The 20,262-nt window shown below is 64.6% G+C and carries 17 protein-coding genes; 8 read left to right on the top strand and 9 right to left on the bottom strand.

Features of this window, described 5'->3' with window-relative positions; genetic code table 11:
- Nucleotides 1-91: 91 nt before the first annotated feature.
- From P5W99_RS06055 to hrpA, 3 genes are all read right to left on the bottom strand, one after another.
- A complete protein-coding gene (locus P5W99_RS06055; protein WP_434662207.1) occupies nt 92-1,120 on the bottom strand; it encodes a sterol desaturase family protein in 1,029 nt (342 codons plus the stop codon).
- Nucleotides 1,121-1,189: 69 nt separating this feature from the next.
- The gene (locus tag P5W99_RS06050) at nt 1,190-2,221 is read right to left on the bottom strand and encodes a beta-propeller fold lactonase family protein (protein WP_421079342.1); all 1,032 of its coding nucleotides are present in this window, start codon (nt 2,219-2,221) and stop codon (nt 1,190-1,192) included.
- Between the two features lie 101 nt (nt 2,222-2,322).
- Complete coding sequence (gene hrpA, locus P5W99_RS06045; RefSeq protein WP_434662205.1) at nt 2,323-6,990, bottom strand: ATP-dependent RNA helicase HrpA; 4,668 nt, start codon at nt 6,988-6,990, stop codon at nt 2,323-2,325.
- A 23-nt stretch (nt 6,991-7,013) separates the two neighbouring features.
- Between hrpA and argA the strand changes: the two genes are divergently transcribed.
- The 3 genes from argA (at nt 7,014) to proP (ending at nt 10,832) form a co-directional block, all read left to right on the top strand.
- Complete coding sequence (gene argA / locus P5W99_RS06040; protein ID WP_035530996.1) at nt 7,014-8,414, top strand: amino-acid N-acetyltransferase; 1,401 nt, start codon at nt 7,014-7,016, stop codon at nt 8,412-8,414.
- A gap of 66 nt (nt 8,415-8,480) precedes the next feature.
- Nucleotides 8,481-8,756, top strand: coding sequence for an oxidative damage protection protein (locus P5W99_RS06035; protein WP_421023677.1), 276 nt, complete (start codon nt 8,481-8,483; stop codon nt 8,754-8,756).
- 606 nt (nt 8,757-9,362) lie between these two features.
- Complete coding sequence (gene proP, locus P5W99_RS06030) at nt 9,363-10,832, top strand: glycine betaine/L-proline transporter ProP (RefSeq protein WP_421079340.1); 1,470 nt, start codon at nt 9,363-9,365, stop codon at nt 10,830-10,832.
- Between the two features lie 132 nt (nt 10,833-10,964).
- Here proP and P5W99_RS06025 read toward each other — a convergent pair whose 3' ends face one another.
- The 5 genes from P5W99_RS06025 to P5W99_RS06005 all read right to left on the bottom strand — a co-directional run bounded on the left by P5W99_RS06025 (nt 10,965) and on the right by P5W99_RS06005 (nt 14,654).
- Entirely contained in the window at nt 10,965-11,453 is a 489-nt protein-coding gene (locus tag P5W99_RS06025; RefSeq protein ID WP_434662204.1) for a metallophosphoesterase family protein, read from the bottom strand.
- A gap of 106 nt (nt 11,454-11,559) precedes the next feature.
- Nucleotides 11,560-11,964, bottom strand: coding sequence for a cupin domain-containing protein (locus tag P5W99_RS06020; protein ID WP_434662202.1), 405 nt, complete (start codon nt 11,962-11,964; stop codon nt 11,560-11,562).
- Nucleotides 11,961-13,385 carry an FAD-containing oxidoreductase gene (locus P5W99_RS06015; RefSeq protein WP_421023673.1) on the bottom strand — a complete coding sequence of 475 codons (1,425 nt, stop codon included), beginning with the start codon at nt 13,383-13,385 and terminating at the stop codon, nt 11,961-11,963. Before P5W99_RS06015 ends, P5W99_RS06020 begins: the two co-directional genes overlap by 4 nt.
- A gap of 252 nt (nt 13,386-13,637) precedes the next feature.
- Nucleotides 13,638-13,847 (bottom strand): hypothetical protein, encoded by a 210-nt coding sequence (locus P5W99_RS06010; protein WP_421023672.1) that lies wholly within the window; start codon nt 13,845-13,847, stop codon nt 13,638-13,640.
- Between the two features lie 192 nt (nt 13,848-14,039).
- Entirely contained in the window at nt 14,040-14,654 is a 615-nt protein-coding gene (locus P5W99_RS06005) for a glutathione S-transferase family protein (RefSeq protein ID WP_421023671.1), read from the bottom strand.
- A gap of 529 nt (nt 14,655-15,183) precedes the next feature.
- On the opposite strand from P5W99_RS06005, the gene P5W99_RS06000 reads away from it, so the two are divergent.
- The 5 genes from P5W99_RS06000 (at nt 15,184) to P5W99_RS05980 (ending at nt 18,601) form a co-directional block, all read left to right on the top strand.
- Nucleotides 15,184-15,432: a hypothetical protein gene (locus P5W99_RS06000; protein WP_035530985.1), complete on the top strand. Its 249-nt coding sequence runs from the start codon at nt 15,184-15,186 to the stop codon at nt 15,430-15,432.
- 386 nt (nt 15,433-15,818) lie between these two features.
- Nucleotides 15,819-16,091, top strand: coding sequence for a hypothetical protein (locus P5W99_RS05995; RefSeq protein ID WP_421023670.1), 273 nt, complete (start codon nt 15,819-15,821; stop codon nt 16,089-16,091).
- Between the two features lie 75 nt (nt 16,092-16,166).
- Nucleotides 16,167-16,361 carry a hypothetical protein gene (locus P5W99_RS05990; RefSeq protein ID WP_434662200.1) on the top strand — a complete coding sequence of 65 codons (195 nt, stop codon included), beginning with the start codon at nt 16,167-16,169 and terminating at the stop codon, nt 16,359-16,361.
- A gap of 780 nt (nt 16,362-17,141) precedes the next feature.
- The gene (locus P5W99_RS05985) at nt 17,142-18,344 is read left to right on the top strand and encodes an MFS transporter (protein ID WP_421023668.1); all 1,203 of its coding nucleotides are present in this window, start codon (nt 17,142-17,144) and stop codon (nt 18,342-18,344) included.
- A gap of 119 nt (nt 18,345-18,463) precedes the next feature.
- The gene (locus tag P5W99_RS05980) at nt 18,464-18,601 is read left to right on the top strand and encodes an entericidin A/B family lipoprotein (RefSeq protein ID WP_421023667.1); all 138 of its coding nucleotides are present in this window, start codon (nt 18,464-18,466) and stop codon (nt 18,599-18,601) included.
- Between the two features lie 106 nt (nt 18,602-18,707).
- On the opposite strand, the gene P5W99_RS05975 is transcribed toward P5W99_RS05980, so the two are convergent.
- Nucleotides 18,708-19,697: an EamA family transporter gene (locus P5W99_RS05975; protein ID WP_434662197.1), complete on the bottom strand. Its 990-nt coding sequence runs from the start codon at nt 19,695-19,697 to the stop codon at nt 18,708-18,710.
- Between the last annotated feature and the right edge of the window lie 565 nt (nt 19,698-20,262).

Genomic DNA, 20,262 nt, shown 5'->3' with positions numbered 1-20,262 from the left:
GTTCGGTGCGTCAAATCGACAGCATAAACCACGGCGCGACGGGCCGTCCAAAGTCGTGAAGTATCACGAAGTACCGATTGGATCAGTTGGATCAGGCGGCGCTGGCGTCGTCGCGCGTATCGCCCTTGGTGCGCCGCTGCGCCGCGAGCCGCCGCGCGATGCGCCGGAACGCGAGCCCCTGCTGCGCCCAGAAACCCTCGCCGTAGCGTTCGCCTTCGAGCTGATCGCGGATCCCGGTGGGCTCGATTTCGCGCTTGAACGAAGCACTGCCGAACATCATGTCCCACCACGGAAACAGCACGCCGAAATTGCAGCCATAGGTCGTGCCCTCGTGGCCATAGCCGATGGCGTGATGGCGGCGGTGAAAGCGCGGGCTCACGACGAGCCGCTCGCCGAGCCAGCCGAAGTGCCAGCGGATATTGGCGTGCTGCACGTTCTGCACGAAGTTCGTGAGCGCGACGAGCACGACGAACTGTGCGGGCGGCACGCCAATGACCAGCGCAATCGCGGCGAACATGCAGGACTGTCCCAGCACGTCCAGCAGGTGATTGCGGTTATCGCACCAGAACGACATCTTGCGCTGGCTGTGATGGACCGCATGCAGTTCCCACCAGATGCCGAAGCGGTGCGAAAAACGGTGATACCAGTAGCCGAAGAAGTCGAGAACGATCAGATAGATCGCGAACGTGACGAGCGGCACGGTCGTCACGCCGGGCCAAAGATTGTCGATGTCGACGCTCATCACGCCGTGCAGGCGCAACCAGCTCTGCGCGCGGTCGAAAACCGGCTGCAGCGCGAAAAAGAACAGCAGATTGAAGATGCCCAGACGCGTGATCCAGGTATAGACGGCATCCACGCCCACGCTCTTGCGGTCGCGCCATTGCTCCGCCGGCACGAGCGCTTCGAGCGGCCGCAGGATCACGTACATCGCGCCGATCTCCAGCACGCCGACGATCACCCAGTAAAGCGCGTCGAACGTGTCCTCGTCCACGTCCATGAGGCCCGCGTAAAAGAGCAGCGGCTGCAGGACCTTGACGTACGCGAGCGTCTGGAGCCACGACACGAGGTCGTCGGCGCCAGACACGGCCCAATGCACGCAGGAGTTCAGAAAGGCTGGCATGTGCGGCGGCGAATCATCTACGAAACACGGCTAGAGGCACGGGCAGAAGCGCCCGGGAAACCACGTAAATCAGGCGCCATTGGGCGACATGACCGGCGCACGGTCATAGAAGTAAATGCCATGGGGCGAGCGCCCCACCGGAATCGTCTTGATGAGCTTCTTCGTCTGCATGTCGATCACGCCAATGTGCTTGGCGAAGCGGAACGTCACCCACAGATAGCGCTTGTCGGCGGTGAGCTCCATGTCGTCGGGTCCGGGCAGCAGGCCGTTGATCTCGCCCACTTTCTCGAGCGACTCTTCGTCGATGATGCTGATGACATTCGACACGCGGCTAGACACCAGCACGTGGCGGCCATCCACCATCGAGCGGAAGTTGTGCGCCGCCTTGCCCACCTGAATCGTCTTGACGACCTTCTGGTTACGCCAGTCCACCACCGCGACATAGTCGGCGCCCGTCATGCCGACGAGCAGGTATTTCTCGCCGGGCGTGAGCCACAGGCCCGCAGGCGCCGCGCCCACCTTCATCTTCCAGAGCACGCGCTGGGTGGGCAGGTCGACCGCCGCGATCTCGCCCGACACCTGCAGCGAAACGAACACGGTATTGTTGTCCTTCGTGAACGCGAGGTGGCTCGGCATGGCCGAGAGCGGCAGGCGCTTGGCGAGCGTGAAATTGCCGGCGCCGCCGTAGTGATAAATATCGAGACGGTCGAGCCGCAAGCCCGTGGTCACGAACCACTTGTTGTCGGGCGAGAAGCCGAGTTGATACGGGTCCTCGATATTCTCGATCCAGCGCTGCGGCTTGCCCGTCTTCGGATCGACGAACAGCAGGTTGTTCGACACCGAATTCGCGACGATGAGCGAGCTGTTGTCCGGCGTCGGGAACAGGTGGTGCGGCTCTTTGCCGGTGGGCACGGTGCCGACGACCTCGTGGGTCTTGTCGTCGATGAGGCTCAGCGTGGCCTCGCCCGAGTTCAGCACGATGATGTTGTTGGCGCGCGCCGCGGTTGCGCCAATGCCCGCGAACGCGGCGCAGGCCAGCGCCGCGCAGGCGCCCTTCACGACGAGGCGGCCCGCGGCGCGGCCAAAAGATTGATTACGCATGGAGAGTGGTTCCCGGACTGGTTCGTGATTGTAAAACGTCTACCTTCCTGCAAGGTTGACGTTGGGCCGATGAAATGCGACAGCACGCCGCGCCCGGACTTTCAGCGCAGCATCGACTCCCAGACCTTGTGCAGCCGCTTGACCGATACCGGCATGGGGGTGCGCAACTCCTGCGCGAACAGCGAGATGCGCAGTTCCTCGAGCAGCCAGCGGAACTCGGCCAGGCGCGGATCGAACACGCCGCCGCGCTGCGAAAGCGCGCGCTGATACTGCTGCGCGAGCGGCAGGAATTCGCTCGCCTGGCGCGCGTCGCGCGACGGGTCGGCGCGCAGCTTGTCGATGCGCAGCGCCACGCCCTTGAGATAGCGCGGGAAATGCACGAGCTGCGCGTACGGCGTCTCCAGAATGAAGCGCTTGCCGATGAGCGCATCGACCTGCGCCTGCATGTCCGCCGCCGGCGCGCCGAACGCCTTCGCCTGCACGAGCTTCTTCGCCAGCGACGCGTATTCGGCAAGGATCTGGCCCACCAGCCGCGCGATCTCCTGCGCGAGCAGCGAGAGACGGCCGCGCCCTTCGTCCTTGCGCGCGTGGAAGCTCGCCTCGTCGTCGGGCAGCGGGTCCTGCAGGCAGGCGCGATCGAGCGCGAGTTCGATCAGCTGGTCACGCAATTCCTCCTGGGTAGCCCGCGCCATGAACTGCATGGCCATCTCGCGCAGCCCCGGCAGATTCTTCTCCATGTAGCGGATCGGCTCGCGCAGCTGCAGCGCGAACAGACGCCGCAGGCCTGCGCGATGGATGCGCGCGGCCTCTTCGGGCGAGTCGAACACTTCGACGTCGCAATGCGTGCCACGATCGACCAGCGCAGGATAGCCGAACAGCGTCTGGCCGCCCCGGCGGATCTCCAGCAGCTCGGGTAGCTTGCCGAAGTTCCACGTCGTGAGGTTCTCGTAGAGCGCGGTGGCCGGCGCCGAGTCGGTGGACGCAGGCGTGTGCGGCGCGTTGCCCTGCCGGGGCGCGCTCGCAGGCGCGTTGACGCCGGGCTGCGGCGCAGATTGCGAATCTTGCGCAGCGGAGCGCGGCTCCCCGCCCCCACGTGCCTCCAGCGCCGCCAGCGCGGTCGCGCTCGCGAGCTTCTGGAACTGCTGCTGCGCCTGCGCGCCGAGCTCGCTGCGCAGTTGCGCGAGATTGCGGCCCATCGCCAGCTGGCGACCGTGCTCGTCGATCACCTTGAAATTCATGAAAAGGTGCGCCGGCAGCAATTCGAGCTTGAAATCGGACGACTTCAGGGCGACCTGCTTCTGCTCTCTCACGTCGATGATGAGCGCCTCCACGAGCCCGCCCGCGCCAAAGCGCTCACCGCCCGCGCGCTCAGCGAAGCCCGCCGCGTATTCGGGCAGCGGCACGCAATGGCGGCGCAGCTTCTGCGGCAGCGACTTCAGCAGCAGATGCGCCTTCTCCTTGAGCATGCCCGGCACGAGCCATTCGCAGCGGCGCGCGTCGACCTGATTGAGCGCGTAGAGCGGCACCGCGAGCGTCACGCCATCGCGCGGCGAGCCCGGCTCGAAGTGATAGGTGAGCGCCATCGCCACGCCCGACATCGTCATGCGCTTCGGGAACAGCTCGGTCGTCACGCCGGCGGCCTCGTGGCGCATCAGGTCGTCGCGAGAGAGGTAGAGCAGACGCAGCTTGTCTTCGGACTGGCCGCTTTTTTTCACCTCGTCGCGATACCAGCGTTCGAACGATGCGCCCGAATAAATGCCCTCGGGAATCGCGTGATCGTAGAACGCGAAGATCAACTCGTCGTCGACCAGCACGTCCTGGCGGCGCGACTTGTGCTCGAGCTGCTCGATATCGGCGAGCAGCTTGCGGTTGTGCGCGAAGAACGCGAGCTTCGTGTCGAACTCGCCTTCCACCAGCGCGCCGCGAATGAAAAGTTCGCGCGCCCGCGCCGGATCCTGCTTGCCGAATGCCACGCGCCGGCGCTGATACACCGGCAGGCCATACAGCACGCCGCGCTCGAATGCGCTCACCTGCGCCGCGCGCTTCTCCCAGTGCGGCTCGGAAAGCGACTTGCGCAACAGATGCGCGCCCACTTTTTCGAGCCATTCGGGCTCGATCCTCGCGATGCAGCGCGCGTACAGGCGGCTCGTCTCCACAAGCTCGGCGGCCACGACCCAGCGTCCCGCTTTCTTCACGAGCGCCGAGCCCGGCCACAGGTGGAACTTAATGCCGCGCGCTCCGAGGTAATGGGGATCGTCGTCGGCTTTCAGGCCGATGTTGCCGAGCAGCCCGGTGAGCAGTGCGTGATGGATCTGCTCGTAGGTCGCGTCCGCTTCGTTGATGCGCCAGCCGTGCTCGCGCACCACCGTGAGCAGTTGCGAATGGACGTCGCGCCATTCGCGCAGACGCAGGTGCGAAAGGAAGTTCGCGCGGCACGAATCGACGAGTTGCTTGTTCGACTTCTTGTGTGCGACGGCCTCCTCGAACCAGGCCCAGATCTTGAGCCACTGAAGGAATTCGGAGCGCTCGTCGGCGAAGCGCCGATGCGCCTGGTCGGCCTGCTCTTGCGCCTCGATGGGCCGGTCGCGCGGGTCCTGCACCGAGAGCGCGCTCGCGATGATGAGCACTTCGCGCATGGCCTGCTCGTCGCGCGCGGCGAGAATCATGCGGCCCACGCGCGGATCGAGCGGCAGACGCGCGAGCTCGCGGCCCAGTGCCGTGAGCGCATTGTCGTCGTCGACGGCGCCAAGTTCATTGAGCAGCTGGTAGCCGTCGGCGATCGCGCGGCCCGGCGGCGGCTCGATGAACGGGAACGTCTCGATCGCCGTGAGGTGCAGCGATTTCATCCGCAGAATGACCGCCGCGAGCGACGAACGCAAAATTTCCGGATCGGAAAATTTTGGCCGCGAAAGGAAATCCTGCTCCTCATAGAGGCGGATGCAGATGCCATCCGCGACGCGGCCGCAGCGGCCGGCGCGCTGGTTCGCGGCGGCCTGCGAAATCGATTCGATCTGCAACTGCTCGACCTTGTTGCGGTACGAATAGCGCTTCACGCGTGCGAGGCCCGTATCGACCACGTAGCGGATGCCCGGCACCGTGAGCGAGGTTTCCGCGACGTTGGTGGCCAGCACAATGCGGCGCGCGTTCGACGGCTTGAACACGCGCTCTTGCTCCTGCGCGGAAAGCCGCGCGAACAGCGGCAGAATTTCCGTGTGCGGCGGATGATGCTTGCGCAGCGCCTCGGCGGCGTCGCGAATCTCGCGCTCGCCGGGCAGGAACACGAGCACGTCACCGGAGCCCTCGCGGCACAGTTCGTCCACGGCGTCGACGATGGCTTCCATCAGGTCGCGATCCGTGTCCCGCTGTGATTTCGCGCCTTTTTCACGCCCCGTCGTGCCCTGTGCGGCTTTCATCGCCGGACTGTCTTCCTGCACGGGCCGATAGCGCACCTCGACGGGATAGAGCCGCCCGCTCACCTCGATCACGGGCGCCGGCTTCTCCTCGCTGCCGAAATGGCGCGCGAAGCGATCGGCGTCGATGGTCGCCGAGGTCACGATCAGCTTCAGATCCGGCCGGCGCGGCAGGATCTCTTTCAGGTAGCCGAGCAGAAAGTCGATGTTCAGGCTGCGCTCGTGCGCCTCGTCGATGATGATCGTGTCGTAGGCCTTGAGCAGAGGATCGGTTTGCGTCTCGGCGAGCAGAATGCCGTCGGTCATGAGCTTCACCGACGCGCCCGGCGCAAGATTGTCCGTGAAGCGCACCTTGTAGCCGACCACTTCGCCAAACGGCGTGCCGAGTTCCTCGGCAATGCGGCGGCCCGTGGCCGACGCTGCAATCCGGCGCGGCTGCGTATGGCCGATGAGGCCGGTGCCGCCCGCGCCGCGCCCGCGCCCGAGCGAGAGCGCGATCTTCGGTAGCTGCGTGGTCTTGCCCGAGCCGGTCTCGCCGCTCACGATCACGACCTGGTTTTCGGCGATGGCGCGCGCGATCTCCTCGCGGCGGCCCGAGACGGGCAGCGCTTCGGGGAACGTGATTGGCGGAATCGGATTCGGCGCGATGGGCGCGCGCGGTTCCCGCGGCTCACGCGATTCACGCGGTGCGCGTGGCGGGCGCTCGACGCGCGGCGCGCGCTCGCCTTCGCCTGCGGGACGCGATGCGTTTCCGGATTTCGGCGCGGCGGGCCCAGGCGCGGCCGGCTGAGACGCGGCCGGATGCTTCGGTTGTTTCGGTTGTTTCGGTTGATTCGGCTGTTGCGCACGCGGGGGCGGATTGCGCGGCGTCTGCGGTTGCGTCCGCACATCGCGCGATTCGCCACGCGGCGCTGCGCGCCGATCGTTGCGCGACGCGCCCGGCTGCGCGGCCGGCTTGCTCCCGTTTCGATTTTCCGCGCGCGGTGCGGCTCGCGTTTGTGTTTGCGCTTGCGTCTGCGGTTGCGCGGATGTCTGTGGTTTTTCCTGCTGCGACTGGCCTTGTGCAGGCCTCTGTGCCTGGGACCTTGCTTGCGGTCGTGCCTGCGTTTGCGGCGCCGTCTGCGCTTGCGTTTGCCCTGCCTTCTGGCTGCCCTTGTGCACCGCCGTCTGCGCGCTCTTTTGCGGTTTGCCCGATCCACCGCCCACGAGCGCGGCGAGCCGGTCGGCCGACGCCAGCTTCGGTCCGTCGCCGTACTTCTGCGACGCGCGCTTTTCCTGCGCGCCGCCGTGCGCCGCGTCTTTCCCGCCGGGGGTGTTGCTGCCCTGCGCCGAGGCAGGTCTTTTGGGTACATTCGACATGGGGGCGCATTATAATCCCGGGCATGAATTCCCAAACCGACCTCGTCCCCGCCTCCGCGAGCGCGCCGGCTTCCGCCGCCGCGGACTCCGCTTCAGAGCAAGCTGCCCAGCAGGCCGCGCAGCACGCGCAGTTCGTCGACTGGATGCGATCGGTCGCGCCCTACATCCACATGTTCCAGGGCAAGACCTTCGTGGTTGGCTTCGGCGGCGAAGTCGTGCACCAGAACCTGCTCAACGCGCTCGTCGCCGATATCGCGCTCTTGCAGGCCATGGGCATCCAGATCGTGCTCGTGCACGGTTCGCGCCCGCAGGTCGAAGAGCAGATGAGCCTGCACGGTGTCGAGTCCGAGTTCTCGCACGGCATGCGCATCACCAACGCCCGCGCGCTGGAATCGGCGAAAGAAGCCGCCGGCGAAGTGCGCCTCGACATCGAAGCCGCGATCAGCCAGGGTCTGCCGAACACGCCGATGGCGCACGCGCACATCAGCGTGGTCTCGGGCAACTTCGTGACGGCGCGCCCGGTCGGCATTCTGGACGGCGTCGACTTCCAGCACACGGGCGTGGTGCGCAAGATCGACGCGGACTCGATCCGCCACTCGCTCGCGAGCCGCAAGCTCGTGCTGCTCTCGCCGCTCGGCTTCTCGCCCACAGGCGAGGCGTTCAATCTGTCGATGGAAGACGTCGCCTCGGCGGCGGCCATCGCGCTGCGCGCCGACAAGATCATTTTCCTCACGGAAACGCCGGGTCTCATCAGCGAGGAAGGCGATCTGATCCGGGAAATGTCGCTCGACGACGCCTACAAGCTGCAGGAAAGCGGCACCGTGCTCGGCGACGAAGGCTTCTATCTGAAGCACTCGATCCGCGCCTGCCGCGGCGGCGTGGGCCGTGCGCACATCCTGCCCTACGCGCTCGACGGCAGCGTGCTGCTCGAGCTGTTCCTGCACGACGGCGTGGGCACCATGATCTCGTACGAGAATCTGGAGAGCCTGCGCGAAGCCACGCCGGACGACGTCGGCGGCATCCTCACGCTGATCGAGCCGCTCGAAAGCGACGGCACGCTCGTGCGGCGCGGGCGCCACCAGATCGAACGCGACATCGACCATTTCTCGGTGATCGAGCACGACGGCGTGCTGTTCGGCTGCGCGGCGCTCTACGCGTATTCGCAGGAGCGCATCGGCGAAATGGCGTGCCTCACGGTCTCGCCCGAGGCGCAAGGCTCGGGCGACGGCGAGCGGCTCCTGCGCCGCATCGAGCAGCGCGCGCGAGCACGTGGCCTCACGCGCATTTTCGTGCTTACCACGCGCACCGAGCACTGGTTCTTGAAACGCGGCTTCGTAAAGGCCACCGTCGACGACCTGCCCGAAGACCGCCGCCGCCTCTACAACTGGCAGCGCAAGTCGCTCGTGCTGATGAAACAGCTGTGAGCGTCCCCATCTGCTGAGGACGCAGCGACACGCCGCCACCCGATACGACTACAGGAGAAGCACAGCATGGCCCGTATGATCCAATGCGCGAAGCTCGGCAAGGAAGCCGAGGGACTCGACTTTCCCCCGCTGCCCGGCGAACTCGGCAAGCGCATCTACGAAAACATCTCGAAAGAAGCATGGCAAATCTGGCTCAAGCAGCAGACCATGCTCATCAACGAGAACCGGCTGAACATGGCCGACCCGCGCGCGCGCCAATATCTGATGAAGCAGACGGAGAAGTTCTTCTTCGGCGAAGGCGCCGATCAGGCGTCGGGCTACGTGCCGCCGACCGAAGGCTGAAGCTGCACCCGACGCACTGCAAAAACCGCGCCCCGGCGCGGTTTTTTTATGTGCTTTTCAGGCCATCCATGCCCCTCGTGCGACACGCTACAGGGCTGCGCCATTATGGCCGGCAAGATCGCCCAATCCCCCGCCACACAGGGCCTGGCGGGCTCCCCGAAGAACCCCGCCGGACGGGCGGTTTGCACGATCTTACGTTATCGTGCTATCATAACGTCTTGTTCGACATTCATTAGTCATCAATTTCAATCAGGCCGGCGCCCAAAAACGCCTTCTTCCTGGTTGTTTTCATACAAAAAGAATGCTCCGCCACGCGGGCCTTCTTTTTCGTTTCCGCGACGCTTCACTCCGCACCCTCGTGCGAGCCCAGCGTCCTTCTGCGTCCTGCCCCCCAACCACGGCCACGCAAGGCGCAACGCAAACGCACAATTCGACCGAGTGTCGTTTCGCGACACTTCAGCATGCCATTCATGCGTCGCCTGCCTCGCAGGCTCACCGAACGCTCGCACTGTGCGGCGTTCGCGCACGACATGCTTGCCGCTATCGCGAAACGGCACTCTCCGGCAACTGTGGCGAGCCATTGCAGGCCCGTCGCTGTCATTGGAGATGCAGACCTTGACCGCTTCCACTTCCGGTTCATCGGCCACCTCGGCCGATCTTACCCTCGACGAAATTACGATCGTCGATAAAAAACTCCTCAAACGCGCCGTCGGCGCCATGGCGCTCGGCAATGCCATGGAATGGTTCGACTTCGGCGTCTACAGCTACATCGCCGTCACGCTCGGTCAAGTATTTTTCCCGTCGAGCAACCCCTCGGCGCAACTGATCGCGACTTTCGGCACGTTCGCTGCGGCGTTCCTCGTGCGCCCGATCGGCGGCATGGTGTTCGGGCCGCTCGGCGACCGCATCGGCCGCCAGCGCGTGCTCGCGATGACCATGATCATGATGGCCTGCGGCACTTTCGCGATCGGCCTGATCCCGTCATATAACTCGATCGGCATTGCCGCCCCCGTTCTGCTGCTCGTGGCACGCCTGATCCAGGGCTTCTCGACGGGCGGCGAATACGGCGGCGCGGCAACCTTCATCGCCGAGTTCGCCCCCGACAAGCGCCGCGGCTTCATGGGCAGCTTCCTCGAATTCGGCACGCTGATCGGCTACGTGCTCGGCGCCGGCACGGTTGCCGTGCTGACGGCCATGCTCTCGCACGAGCAACTGCTCGACTGGGGCTGGCGCGTGCCGTTCATGATCGCCGGCCCGCTCGGCCTCGTGGGTCTCTATATCCGTACCAAGCTCGAAGAAACGCCGGCATTCAAGCGTGAAGCCGAACTGCGCGAAGCGCAGGAACATGCGCGTCCGAAGCTCACGCTGAAGTCGCTCGTCACTGAACATCTGCGCCCCTTCCTGCTGTGCGTGGGCCTCGTGCTGATCTTCAACGTGACCGACTACATGGCGCTCTCGTACCTGCCGAGCTATCTCTCGGCGACGCTGCACTTCAACGAAACGCACGGTCTCTTCCTCGTGCTGATCGTGATGGTGCTGATGATGCCGATGACGCTCGCGTTCGGCCGCCTCTCGGACGCCATCGGCCGCAAGCCAGTGATGCTCGCGGGCTGCGTGGGCCTGATCGTGCTGTCGATTCCCTCGCTCACGCTGATCCAGACGGGAGAGCTGTTTCCGGTGTTCTTCGGTCTCCTGATTCTCGGTACGCTGCTCTCGTGCTTCACGGGTGTGATGCCTTCCGCGCTGCCGGCGCTGTTTCCGACCGCGATCCGCTATGGCGCGCTCGCCATTGGCTTCAACGTATCGGTGTCGCTGTTCGGCGGCACGACGCCACTGGTCGCCGCCTGGCTCGTCGAGCACACGCAGAACCTGATGATGCCCGCGTACTACCTGATGGGTGCGGCCGCGATCGGCATCGTCTCGGTGGTGTCGCTGCGCGAAACGGCACGCAAGCCGCTGCCCGGCTCCGCACCGTGCGTCGGCAGCAAGGCCGAAGCCCATGCCGTGATGCGTGGCGTGCATGTCGCCCGCGAAATCGACGAACGCTATGCCGCTCACACTGCGGTTCGGGTGTAACGCAGTCATTGCGCAGCGACGGCGCTTCAGGCGCCGCGGATTTCGCATCGGAAATTGTCGAAGGCCAGCCTCGCGCTGGCCTTTTTGCGTTTCGCCTGAAGTCTCGCGTCGCCCCTTGTCTGCGCAGTTGGCTCAGTCGATCAGCCGCGTGTGCTCGATGTGCAGCGCACCATCGTTTCCGATCGTCAACATCGCTGCGGAAATGGGCAATTTGAAGCGGCGTGGTCCGGCGCTGCCAGGGTTCACGAAGTGCACGCCGTGGCGAATTTCGTGCTCCGCCTTGTGTGAATGGCCGCTGACCACGACAGCGATGTCCTGCGCCGCCTTGTCGGCGCCGAGGCCACGCAAATCGCGCAGTTCGTGAACGACTGCAAGCGCGATGCCGCCGATTTCGACCACGGTTTGCGCCGGCAGTGCCGCAGCCCAGGAGCCACGGTCGTTATTGCCGCGCACGGCGGTCAACGGCGCAATCTGCGCCAGCCTGTCGAGCACGCCTTGCTCGCAAATATCGCCGGCGTGGATGATCGCATCACTGCCTTCCAGGAAACGCAGCAGTTCGGGCCGCAGGAGATTGTGCGTATCGGAAACTAGCGCGACGCGCAACGGACGTTGACGTGACATGGGATGGCGTTTCGTAGCGGAAAGCGGATACCGGTGATTATCGTCGACACGCGGCGCGCCTCGCGTCGGAAAGGAACACCGTCACAATGCGCCGGCCTCACCGGCCTCACTCGGGTCCATCCACACCCGCGCCAAAATATACGGCGAGCCAGACCGTAGGCGTTGCGGTATCGGTCCACGCCACGCGATGCCGGCAGTGCGCAGGAATATGCACGTAGTCGCCAGGACGCATCCGATGGCGCGCGCCGCCTCGCGCCTCGAATTCCAGCACCGCTGCACCCGCGAGCAAAGCGACCCATTCGTCGCGCGGATCGTCGTACCAGAACCCTTCTGGACTCGCCTGCCCCGTCGAGACGATCCGCTCGATCAGGACTCCCGCCTGCCCGGCGAGCCGTTCGAAGCGCTCATCGCGCGCACTGGCTTCGATGCCGGCGTAGAGGTTGCCCGAAAGACTCGCTGCCGGACCTCCAGCGAGCTCCCCGGAACCCGCGTTCTCACCTGACACGCTCATACGAGTGGCCTCAGTCCGTCAAGCAAGGTCGGCACGAGTTCGCTCACCGTCGGGTGAACGTGCATCGCGTATTCGAGCGTCGTATACGGCACGTCGGCGGTCATCGTGTCGATGAAGGTGTGGATCGCCTCGTCACCCTCCGCGCCGAAGATCGTCGCGCCCAGAATGCGCTGCGTTTGCGCATCCACGAGCGCCTTCATGAATCCATCCGTCTCACCGCGCTCGCGGGCGCGGCCGACGCGCGACATCGGCATGGTCGCGATCAGCGCGGGCCGCCCGCTTGCGCGGACGTCGTGCTCGCTCGCCCCCACCCGCGCAAGCGGCGGATCCACGAACACGGCATAGGCCGGAATACGCGTGTCGGCGCTACGGCGCGCGCCGTCGAGCAGATTTGCCGCGACGATCTGGTAATCGTCGTACGAGGTGTGCGTGAATGCTCCGCGGCCGTTCACGTCGCCAAGTGCCCACACGCCAGTCACGCGCGTACGCAGTTCTCCGTCGACCGGGATGAGACCGTGCTTGTCCCGTTCGATGCCTGCCGCACCGAGCCCGAGATCGTCGGTGTTCGGACTACGCCCCGTTGCGAATAGCAGATGCGAAACCTCGAGCGCTTCGCCGCCGAGTTCGATGCGTATGCCGCCCGGATGCTGGCCTGCATCGCCGCTCGCTCCGAGTGGCGCGACACTGCGTGGCGCGTTGCCGAAGCGAAACTCCACGCCTTCGCGCGCAAGCACGTCCTGCACCGCCCGAGCCACGTCGTCGTCCTCGCGCGCCAGCACGCGGTCCCCGCGCACGAGCACCGTCACGCGGCTGCCGAAACGCCGAAACATCTGTGCGAATTCGAGCGCCACATAGCTGCCACCAACAATCGCCAGATGCACCGGCAACGTCTCCAAAGCGAGCAACGTCGAGTTGGTTTCGTATCGGATATGGTCGAGCCCGGGCACGTCGGGAATGGCGGCGCGCGTTCCCGTGTTGATGAAGATCTCGGGTGCTTCCAGTGTCGCCGTTTCGCCGCCCGCCAACGTCACGCTGACCACATGCGCCGCGCTAAATCGCGCATGCCCCTGCAGCACCGTAACGTTAGAGGCATGGCGCAGCCAGTGTTCGACACCGTCGCGCGACGCGCCAATGATGCGGTCCTTGCGTGCCTTCACGAACGCCAGATCGACGCTCACCTCGGCGTCTTGCGCGGCATTGCCGATCCGCACGCCGAAGTCCGCCGCGTGGCGCGCCACATGCGCCGCGCGCGCGCAGGCAACATAGGCCTTGGTCGGCGTGCAGCCGACATTCACACACGTGCCGCCGAACGCCGCGCGCTCGATCACCGCCGTCTTGCGTCCGCTGGCGCCCAACCGCACTGCGAGCGGCGGACCGCTCTGCCCTGTGCCGATCACGATCGCATCGAAACGCTGTGCCATGCCGTTCTCCTCGTGCGAAACATCGTGGAACTCACGTGCGCGCGTCACGTCCGCGCCATCTTACGCCGGCGCCGCAAATTCCATGCACGGGTAGTCCGCGAATTTCGAATCGGAAAACGAGAAAAAAGAGCCGCCCCGGATCATGGGGCGGCTCAGAGGGTGACGCTACAACAGCAAACGGGCGATGCCGCTGCGCGTCGGGGGGGAGAATCGTAAAGCCGTACGCTGTCTATCGAGCGTAGGCAAACAGGGTCAATGGACGCGCTCGACAGGCGCCACGCATTCGTGGCTTGCACACCAGAATTCGCGCGAGCGCTGCAGCGCTGCGCGCGCACCGCGCGTCGCCACCATCAGCCCGATCTGACCCATGTTGAAGTCGAGCGACACCATCAACTGCATGAGGTCCACCATCGGCAGGACCAGTGCAGGTTGATACAGTTGTCGTTCGATAAAGGATTTCATGACGGCTCCCACTGAAACCGCCGCGTCTCGCTGACGTAGCGTCATTTCCATGAGAGCCATTCTAGGAATGGAGCGTCCGCCGATAAATGGCCCGGACGCGAAGTCACTTGTCGTCAAACACGAACAATCGTGCAAACAGCGGGGCCCGCGATCAACGAGCCTACGATGCCGGCCCGTGCACGGTCCCGAAGCTCATTCGAGCGGCGTAGCGACAAACTCGGGCAACGCCTCGGCGCGGGCAGCGTGTGCGGCTAGCGCCGGATAATGCGCGGGATCCACCGCGCCCGGCAAGATGTGCTGGGTGAAACGCCAGGCCACCGCGGCCGTGATGTCGGCCTGCGTGATTCGCCCAGCGCACAGCCAGCCAGTGCGGCCGTCCAGCAACTTGTCGAGCACCGTGTACGCGGCGTGCATCTGCGCGGTGACGCGCTGCAGCCACGGTTCGTGCTGACGCTCCTCGGGCCGCAACTGGCGCTCGTACACCTGCTGGACCGTTTTTTCCATGGCGGCCAGCGCGAACCCGTTCACGCGCAGCGCGAAAGTGCGCTCCTGCGATTCCTCCGGCATCAGGCGCCGCGCCGGCGGCACCTTGTGGTCGAGATAATCGAGGATCAGTGTGGAATCGATCAACAGCGTGCCGTCGTCGTCGATAAACGTCGGCGCCTTGACGACCGGATTGATCTGCGCGAACTCGTCGTAATGCCGGAATACCGACACGCTGCGATGCTCGAACGGCATGCCAAGCACGTACAGCGAAATCGCGACACGACGTACATACGGAGAATCCATCATGCCAATCAACTGCATTGCCACACCTCGCACAAGAAAAAGGGGACTGGGCAGCCGATAGTGCAGCATCGGCGCATTCATTTCAAGATTTGCGGATCGTTCCCTGAGCTCATGATCGAACCCCATTATCGCCAGGCAACTGCCCTGGAAGCGCAGCTACGGCGATGCAAATTGCTTAATGGCCTCGCTAAAGCGATTGACAACAAGCAACTAAAACGGCTCCAAATAACGCCGTGTCGATGTGTCGCGAAAGATTCGATTTGCCTGGCGCTACATTTGTTAACTGTCGTCGTGTGTGATGCGACGCGTCATTGCTGCAATGCAACCTTACCGCTATCCGGGAATAGCGAAGACGCGTCCATGCGTACTGGCACGCCGCGCAAGGCTCGGTATGGCACAAGTCGCAACACAAGGATGCCGAACTATTACTCACCCTGCATTCCAAGGGGTTTTCGTGCGCCGCATGTGTTGCACTGCATCGCCGGGAAACTCCTGGATACATACGCCGAAAGGCTGCGATAGTCTGACTGCACTAGGAGACGAAATCATGAGACAAGCATTCAATGTTGGCGTCGTCATCATCCTCGCACTCCTCCTCGCGAACCGGGCGATGACGCGCGCGCAGGCGCATGAGACCAGCTCGGTAACTTGCGCGCAAGGCTCGGAACTCGTGCGGCTCGACGCGCTCGCGCGTGGCTTCACCGCCATCGGCGCGCGCAGCCAGGGAGAAAATTTCCTCTCGTCGTGCCTCGTCTCCGGACAGGCTCAGGTCGGCAAAATCGTCGCTCACGACTGATTCGGCCGAACCGCATCGAACGCACAGCGCGAGACAAACAACCGTTCTGTTCTTCGTGCGGCGTTGCCGCACGGCGTGCGGATCGGCCAGATACGTTTCTGTGACATAGCGGCTTGACGCCTTCGCCAGACATAGCCGGGGCGACGCATATACGCTCGATTGGGCCGACGCACGCGCCATTAAACGCAAAACCAGGCGCCACTCCTCTTCGGGCGATGTCCGTTCACCTCACGCGTCCTACCACTTTCACAGCGCTATTGCCCTGCACGCGCATGACGTGCGCGTGCACTCATGCCTCTATATTTCACGGACGTTAATTAACATTCCCCCCGAGTTGCCAATGGCCGCGTTTGGCGGCGACAATGGTGCGCGATCAGGAGGAATTTATGAGAGGCAGCATCCTGTTGCTTGGTCTTGGCATGCTAACGGCATGCACATCGGTAACCAGTGTGAACGCGAGACAGGATGGGCATTTTTCGATCACGAGCCGGGCGCGTTGGGACATCGTCTCGTGGAACCACGTGCGCAGCGCCGGTTTCAAGGAAGCGCAGGCTTATTGCCACAAGCAAAATAAAGAGATGCACGCGGTCGACGTGCACAGCGAAGGACTGCGCGGCGTTACTCCGCAATCAGTAGAGGTAATCTTCGACTGCATCTAAATTGCCTTCCCGCATGCCGCACACCCCCGCCCATCAAGCCTTTTGCGGATTCACGCCGACTTTTTGAGCGATTCCTTGCGCAACAGCAATGGTTTGTTGCCGCTGTCCCTGATACCCAATTCGCATCTTGCAGATACACTGACGAAACATTTTGTTACGGCCTGTATCATGCTTACCGCCTTTTTTCTCGTGGCGCCTTTGGCAATTGCGGCGCTTTTCGGCTTTGCGCGGCTCGTCAATCCGCGCACCGGCCAGATCGGCAGCCGCTGAGCGCACGGCGCGCACCGGACATCGTTGCGATGTCCCGGCAGCCCCTAGGCTCAGCGACAAAAAACCCGCGAGGCGGTACGCCATCGCGGGTTCAGGGGGCTTCTTGCGAAGCCCGTTCGGGTTTCAGGTTGTCCTGGTGCCGGCGACCGGACTCGAACCGGTAAGCCGTGAGGCGGCGGATTTTCGTCACACTACGTCTTTCGACGCCGCCCGCGAAGCTCTCGCGGATGTTCGTGCGCTGGACTATGCCTTCGCCTTAGCCTCTTGGCGCTGTAATACCGCGCCAAAGCCTTAGGCGCCCCCCGTCTAGTCTCTACACCTTCCTGGCCGGCGCGAACATGCACCAGCCGGCTTGGCTCGGCGTTGCCTCGGCACAATGCGCGCTTGCGCACTGCAAAGTCCAGGGGTTTCTCCGAATTTGAGGGGTTCTGCACCGGCCGTTTCCGGCTGGGCACTCAATCTAGTTTTAAGTCCGCTATGTTTACCAATTTCATCACGCCGGCAAAGCGGACGCGATTCTACCATTGGCACAGCGATTCCGGCTCAAGCCGATAACGATGCCATCCGACTCGCTACCCGCGCGTCACGCAACCGAAATGTTGCGCACTCAACGTGTTTAAAGCTCGCCCCCGGCGCGCGTCTGCGCGAGGGGCGGCACGATCGCGCACGCTCCGGTATGATCGGCACGCCTGAACTCATGCAGACGGCGTTTCGCCGGCATGAACGAGGGCAGCCTTTTCAGCATCTCATATCGCTGGGCGCCGCCCGCATACCGTGCACATGTCCACACCCGATTCCGCATCCGCTGGCGAACGCCAGTCGCTGCGCGGCTTGCTGCTTTTGCTCGCGACCATCGCGGGCGTCGCGGTCGCGAACATCTATTACAACCAGCCGCTGCTCGACGACTTCCGCCATACGTTCCCCGCCGGAGCCGCGTGGATCGGCGCGGTGCCCGCCGCCACGCAGCTCGGCTACGCCCTGGGAATGCTCCTGCTCGCGCCGCTCGGCGACCGCATCGACCGACGCCGCATCATCCTCGTGCAGACGGGGCTGCTCTGTCTCGCCCTGCTCGCCGCCGCCGCCGCGCCCTCGCTGCCGGTGTTGATCGGCGCGAGCCTCGCCATCGGCGTGCTCGCCACCATCGCGCAGCAGGCCGTGCCGTTCTCGGCTGAACTCGCGCCGCCCGAGCAGCGCGGCCACGCCGTGGGCACCGTCATGAGCGGTCTCCTGCTTGGCATCCTGCTGGCGCGCACCGCAGCCGGGTTCGTCGGCCAGTACCTCGGCTGGCGCATGGTGTTCGCCGCCTCGATCGTAGCGCTGCTCGCGCTCGCCGTGGTGGTCGTGAAAAAACTGCCGAAGAGCCAGCCGACTTCGACGCTCGGCTACGGCAAGCTGCTTGCCACGCTCTGGCACCTCACGGTCGAATTGCGCGGCCTGCGCGAAGCCTCGGCTATCGGCGCTTGCCTTTTTGCCGCGTTCAGCTTGTTCTGGCCCGTGCTCACGCTGCTGCTCGCGGGCGAGCCGTTCCACCTCGGCTCCGAGGTCGCCGGGCTCTTCGGCATCGTCGGCGCGGCGGGTGCGCTCGCCGCGCCATGGGCGGGCCGCTCCGCCGACAAACGCGGCCCGCGCGCCGTCATCACGCTCTCGATCGCGCTCATCGCCCTCGCGTTCGTGATCTTTGCGTTCTCGGGCACGAGCCTCATCGGTCTCGTGATCGGCGTGATCGTGCTCGATGTGGGCGTGCAGGCCGCGCAGATCTCGAATCAATCGCGCATTTACGCGCTGCGCCCCGAAGCGCGCAGCCGCGTGAACACCGTATTCATGGTCTGCTACTTCATCGGCGGGGCAACGGGTTCGGCGGTGGGCGCGGCCACCTGGCATGCGTTCGGCTGGATGGGTGTGTGCGCAGCCGGTCTGGGTTTCAGCGCGCTCGCGGCGTGGATTCACTACACCACGCGTGCGCAGTCCGACGCAAACACATAACCGTACATGACGCGTTCGCCGCGTGGAGCGCGTACACGCGCCGCATCGCGAATTCGCGACAGCGGCCAGGCACGGGATGTGCTGAAAAAGGGTTCACTCACTCAGCGGAGGCCCTTCTCATGAAACGCCTGATTGCCTTCTTTCTCATCACCGCGTCGGTTGCGGCGCTGGCCGCGTGCAATACCGTCGCGGGAGCGGGCGAAGATCTGTCCTCGGGTGGCCACGCCATCACGAACAGCGCCGAGAAAGCGAAGTAACCGGCGGCATTCGCGGCGCCGGCACACCTGCCGGCGCCGGAACCGCGCTGCTGCCAACGCGTTAGCGCGGGCGCAAAAACTTCGTGCTGCGAATAATGCGGCAAGTTCAGGACCCACGTCGCCTGTCGTCGAACAGGAACGAGAGTCCAACGCTGCCGAGAATCAGCACGGTGGCAATGATCGTGCCGAGGGTAATCGGCTCGCCGAGCGTAAGCGCCCCGATGATCACCGCGACAACCGGGTTTACATACATGCAGCTGCTCGCCACGATCGGGCTCGTGTGCCGGATCAAATAACCATAGGCAACATACGCGGCCATCGTGCCGATCACCATCAGGTAGAAGAACGCGACGACCGGCAGGACATGCAGCGCGCCCATACGCTCGCCGGTGATCCATGCCACCAGCGTCGAAATCGCACCTCCAAGACCGATCTGCAGCGCCGTCGCGATAAAGAGATCAGAGGGCAATTCGAGCCGTCCCGCGAGATGCGCACCGACCGCCCAGAAGAGCGCGCCGCCGAGAATCGCAAGGCTACCGCCCGCCGTGCCGCTCGCCCCGCCGTCGTGGCTGAGAATCGCGATGCCAACAAGACCCAGCGCCACTGCCGCCCATTCGCCCTTCACGACGCGCCGCCCGGCTGCCGCGGCAATGAGCGTGGCGAACAGCGGCACGGTCGCGACCATCACGGCCGCGGTGCCCGTGCCGACCGTGCGCATGCCATAGGCCAGCATGCCGCTCGACAGGCCCACCAGCATCGTGCCGACCACGCCTGCATTGCGCACCTGCGCAAGCGTCGGCATGGGAGGACGCCGGCGCACGGCGAACACAAAGAGCCCGATGCCCGCGAACAGATTGCGCAGGCCCGAAAGCAGCAGCGGCGGAAAAGAGCCAAGCGCCACGTGCACGCCGAGATAGGTCGAGCCCCAAACGAAGTAGACAACCGCGAGCGATAGCGCCACACGACCGCCGCGCGACTGCGGCAAGCGCACGCTGCGCGCGAGACGCCAGCATTGCGCTCCGGTCTGTATCAGCGCCTGTAGCAACCCTTGGGCAAGTGAGCCGCCGGTCCAGCGAGAAGGCAAACGGGGAGGCATGGTCATTGCACCGCGGAGAGACTGGGGGCTGACCGCGGACACCCCGCCGGTCGTGGGACGGGACGAATGAAGCGCAACGGCATGATCGAAGCAGCGAAAAGAAAGTGCGAGATGTGCCTCGATGCGCCGCAATGGAGCCACTAAGGACACGAAGAGCCCGAATCGGGCGTCACGCATTATGCAACAAGGCACCTGGTTGCGGACGAAGCGAGCACGCCTTTATGCGCAAGGCGTACAACTTGCGCGCAACCCCGACTGAAACGCCGTGCACGAACGCCCGCCGCGACGGGCCATAGCGTCGCTCTGCGGCAAGCCTTCGCCATCCCCTCGCCGACACCACACGCTTCGCCCGGGACGCGTTGCCGACGCAGGTCGTCCATGAATAACAAGACCGTGTTAACATGCCCTCTACCTTCAAAAAGCTTTCAGTTAATTCTGTCGTTCCCTATGCCTCCGTCGTTCACGCATCTTGCCGTGCATCTCGCCGCACCCTTGCCGCCACGCACCCAGCGCGGCGCGTCTGCGCGCGCGGGAACGCTTCTGGATGCGCGGTCCGCCGCCCGAC

Source organism: Paraburkholderia sp. A3BS-1L, from assembly GCF_051125215.1.
Taxonomy (GTDB): Bacteria; Pseudomonadota; Gammaproteobacteria; order Burkholderiales; family Burkholderiaceae; genus Paraburkholderia.
This window is presented reverse-complemented; position numbering and strand designations above follow the sequence as displayed.

Coding starts and splice junctions, on each gene's coding strand:
- P5W99_RS05985 (WP_421023668.1), top strand. CDS start 17,142: ATGTCCACACCCGATTCCGCATCCGCTGGCGAACGCCAGTCGCTGCGC.
- P5W99_RS06005 (WP_421023671.1), bottom strand. CDS start 14,654: ATGCAGTTGATTGGCATGATGGATTCTCCGTATGTACGTCGTGTCGCG.
- hrpA (WP_434662205.1), bottom strand. CDS start 6,990: ATGTCGAATGTACCCAAAAGACCTGCCTCGGCGCAGGGCAGCAACACC.
- proP (WP_421079340.1), top strand. CDS start 9,363: ATGCAGACCTTGACCGCTTCCACTTCCGGTTCATCGGCCACCTCGGCC.
- P5W99_RS06000 (WP_035530985.1), top strand. CDS start 15,184: ATGAGACAAGCATTCAATGTTGGCGTCGTCATCATCCTCGCACTCCTC.
- P5W99_RS06020 (WP_434662202.1), bottom strand. CDS start 11,964: ATGAGCGTGTCAGGTGAGAACGCGGGTTCCGGGGAGCTCGCTGGAGGT.
- P5W99_RS05980 (WP_421023667.1), top strand. CDS start 18,464: ATGAAACGCCTGATTGCCTTCTTTCTCATCACCGCGTCGGTTGCGGCG.
- P5W99_RS06010 (WP_421023672.1), bottom strand. CDS start 13,847: ATGAAATCCTTTATCGAACGACAACTGTATCAACCTGCACTGGTCCTG.
- P5W99_RS06050 (WP_421079342.1), bottom strand. CDS start 2,221: ATGCGTAATCAATCTTTTGGCCGCGCCGCGGGCCGCCTCGTCGTGAAG.
- P5W99_RS06025 (WP_434662204.1), bottom strand. CDS start 11,453: ATGTCACGTCAACGTCCGTTGCGCGTCGCGCTAGTTTCCGATACGCAC.
- P5W99_RS06055 (WP_434662207.1), bottom strand. CDS start 1,120: ATGCCAGCCTTTCTGAACTCCTGCGTGCATTGGGCCGTGTCTGGCGCC.
- P5W99_RS05975 (WP_434662197.1), bottom strand. CDS start 19,697: ATGCCTCCCCGTTTGCCTTCTCGCTGGACCGGCGGCTCACTTGCCCAA.
- P5W99_RS05995 (WP_421023670.1), top strand. CDS start 15,819: ATGAGAGGCAGCATCCTGTTGCTTGGTCTTGGCATGCTAACGGCATGC.
- P5W99_RS06015 (WP_421023673.1), bottom strand. CDS start 13,385: ATGGCACAGCGTTTCGATGCGATCGTGATCGGCACAGGGCAGAGCGGT.
- P5W99_RS06035 (WP_421023677.1), top strand. CDS start 8,481: ATGGCCCGTATGATCCAATGCGCGAAGCTCGGCAAGGAAGCCGAGGGA.
- argA (WP_035530996.1), top strand. CDS start 7,014: ATGAATTCCCAAACCGACCTCGTCCCCGCCTCCGCGAGCGCGCCGGCT.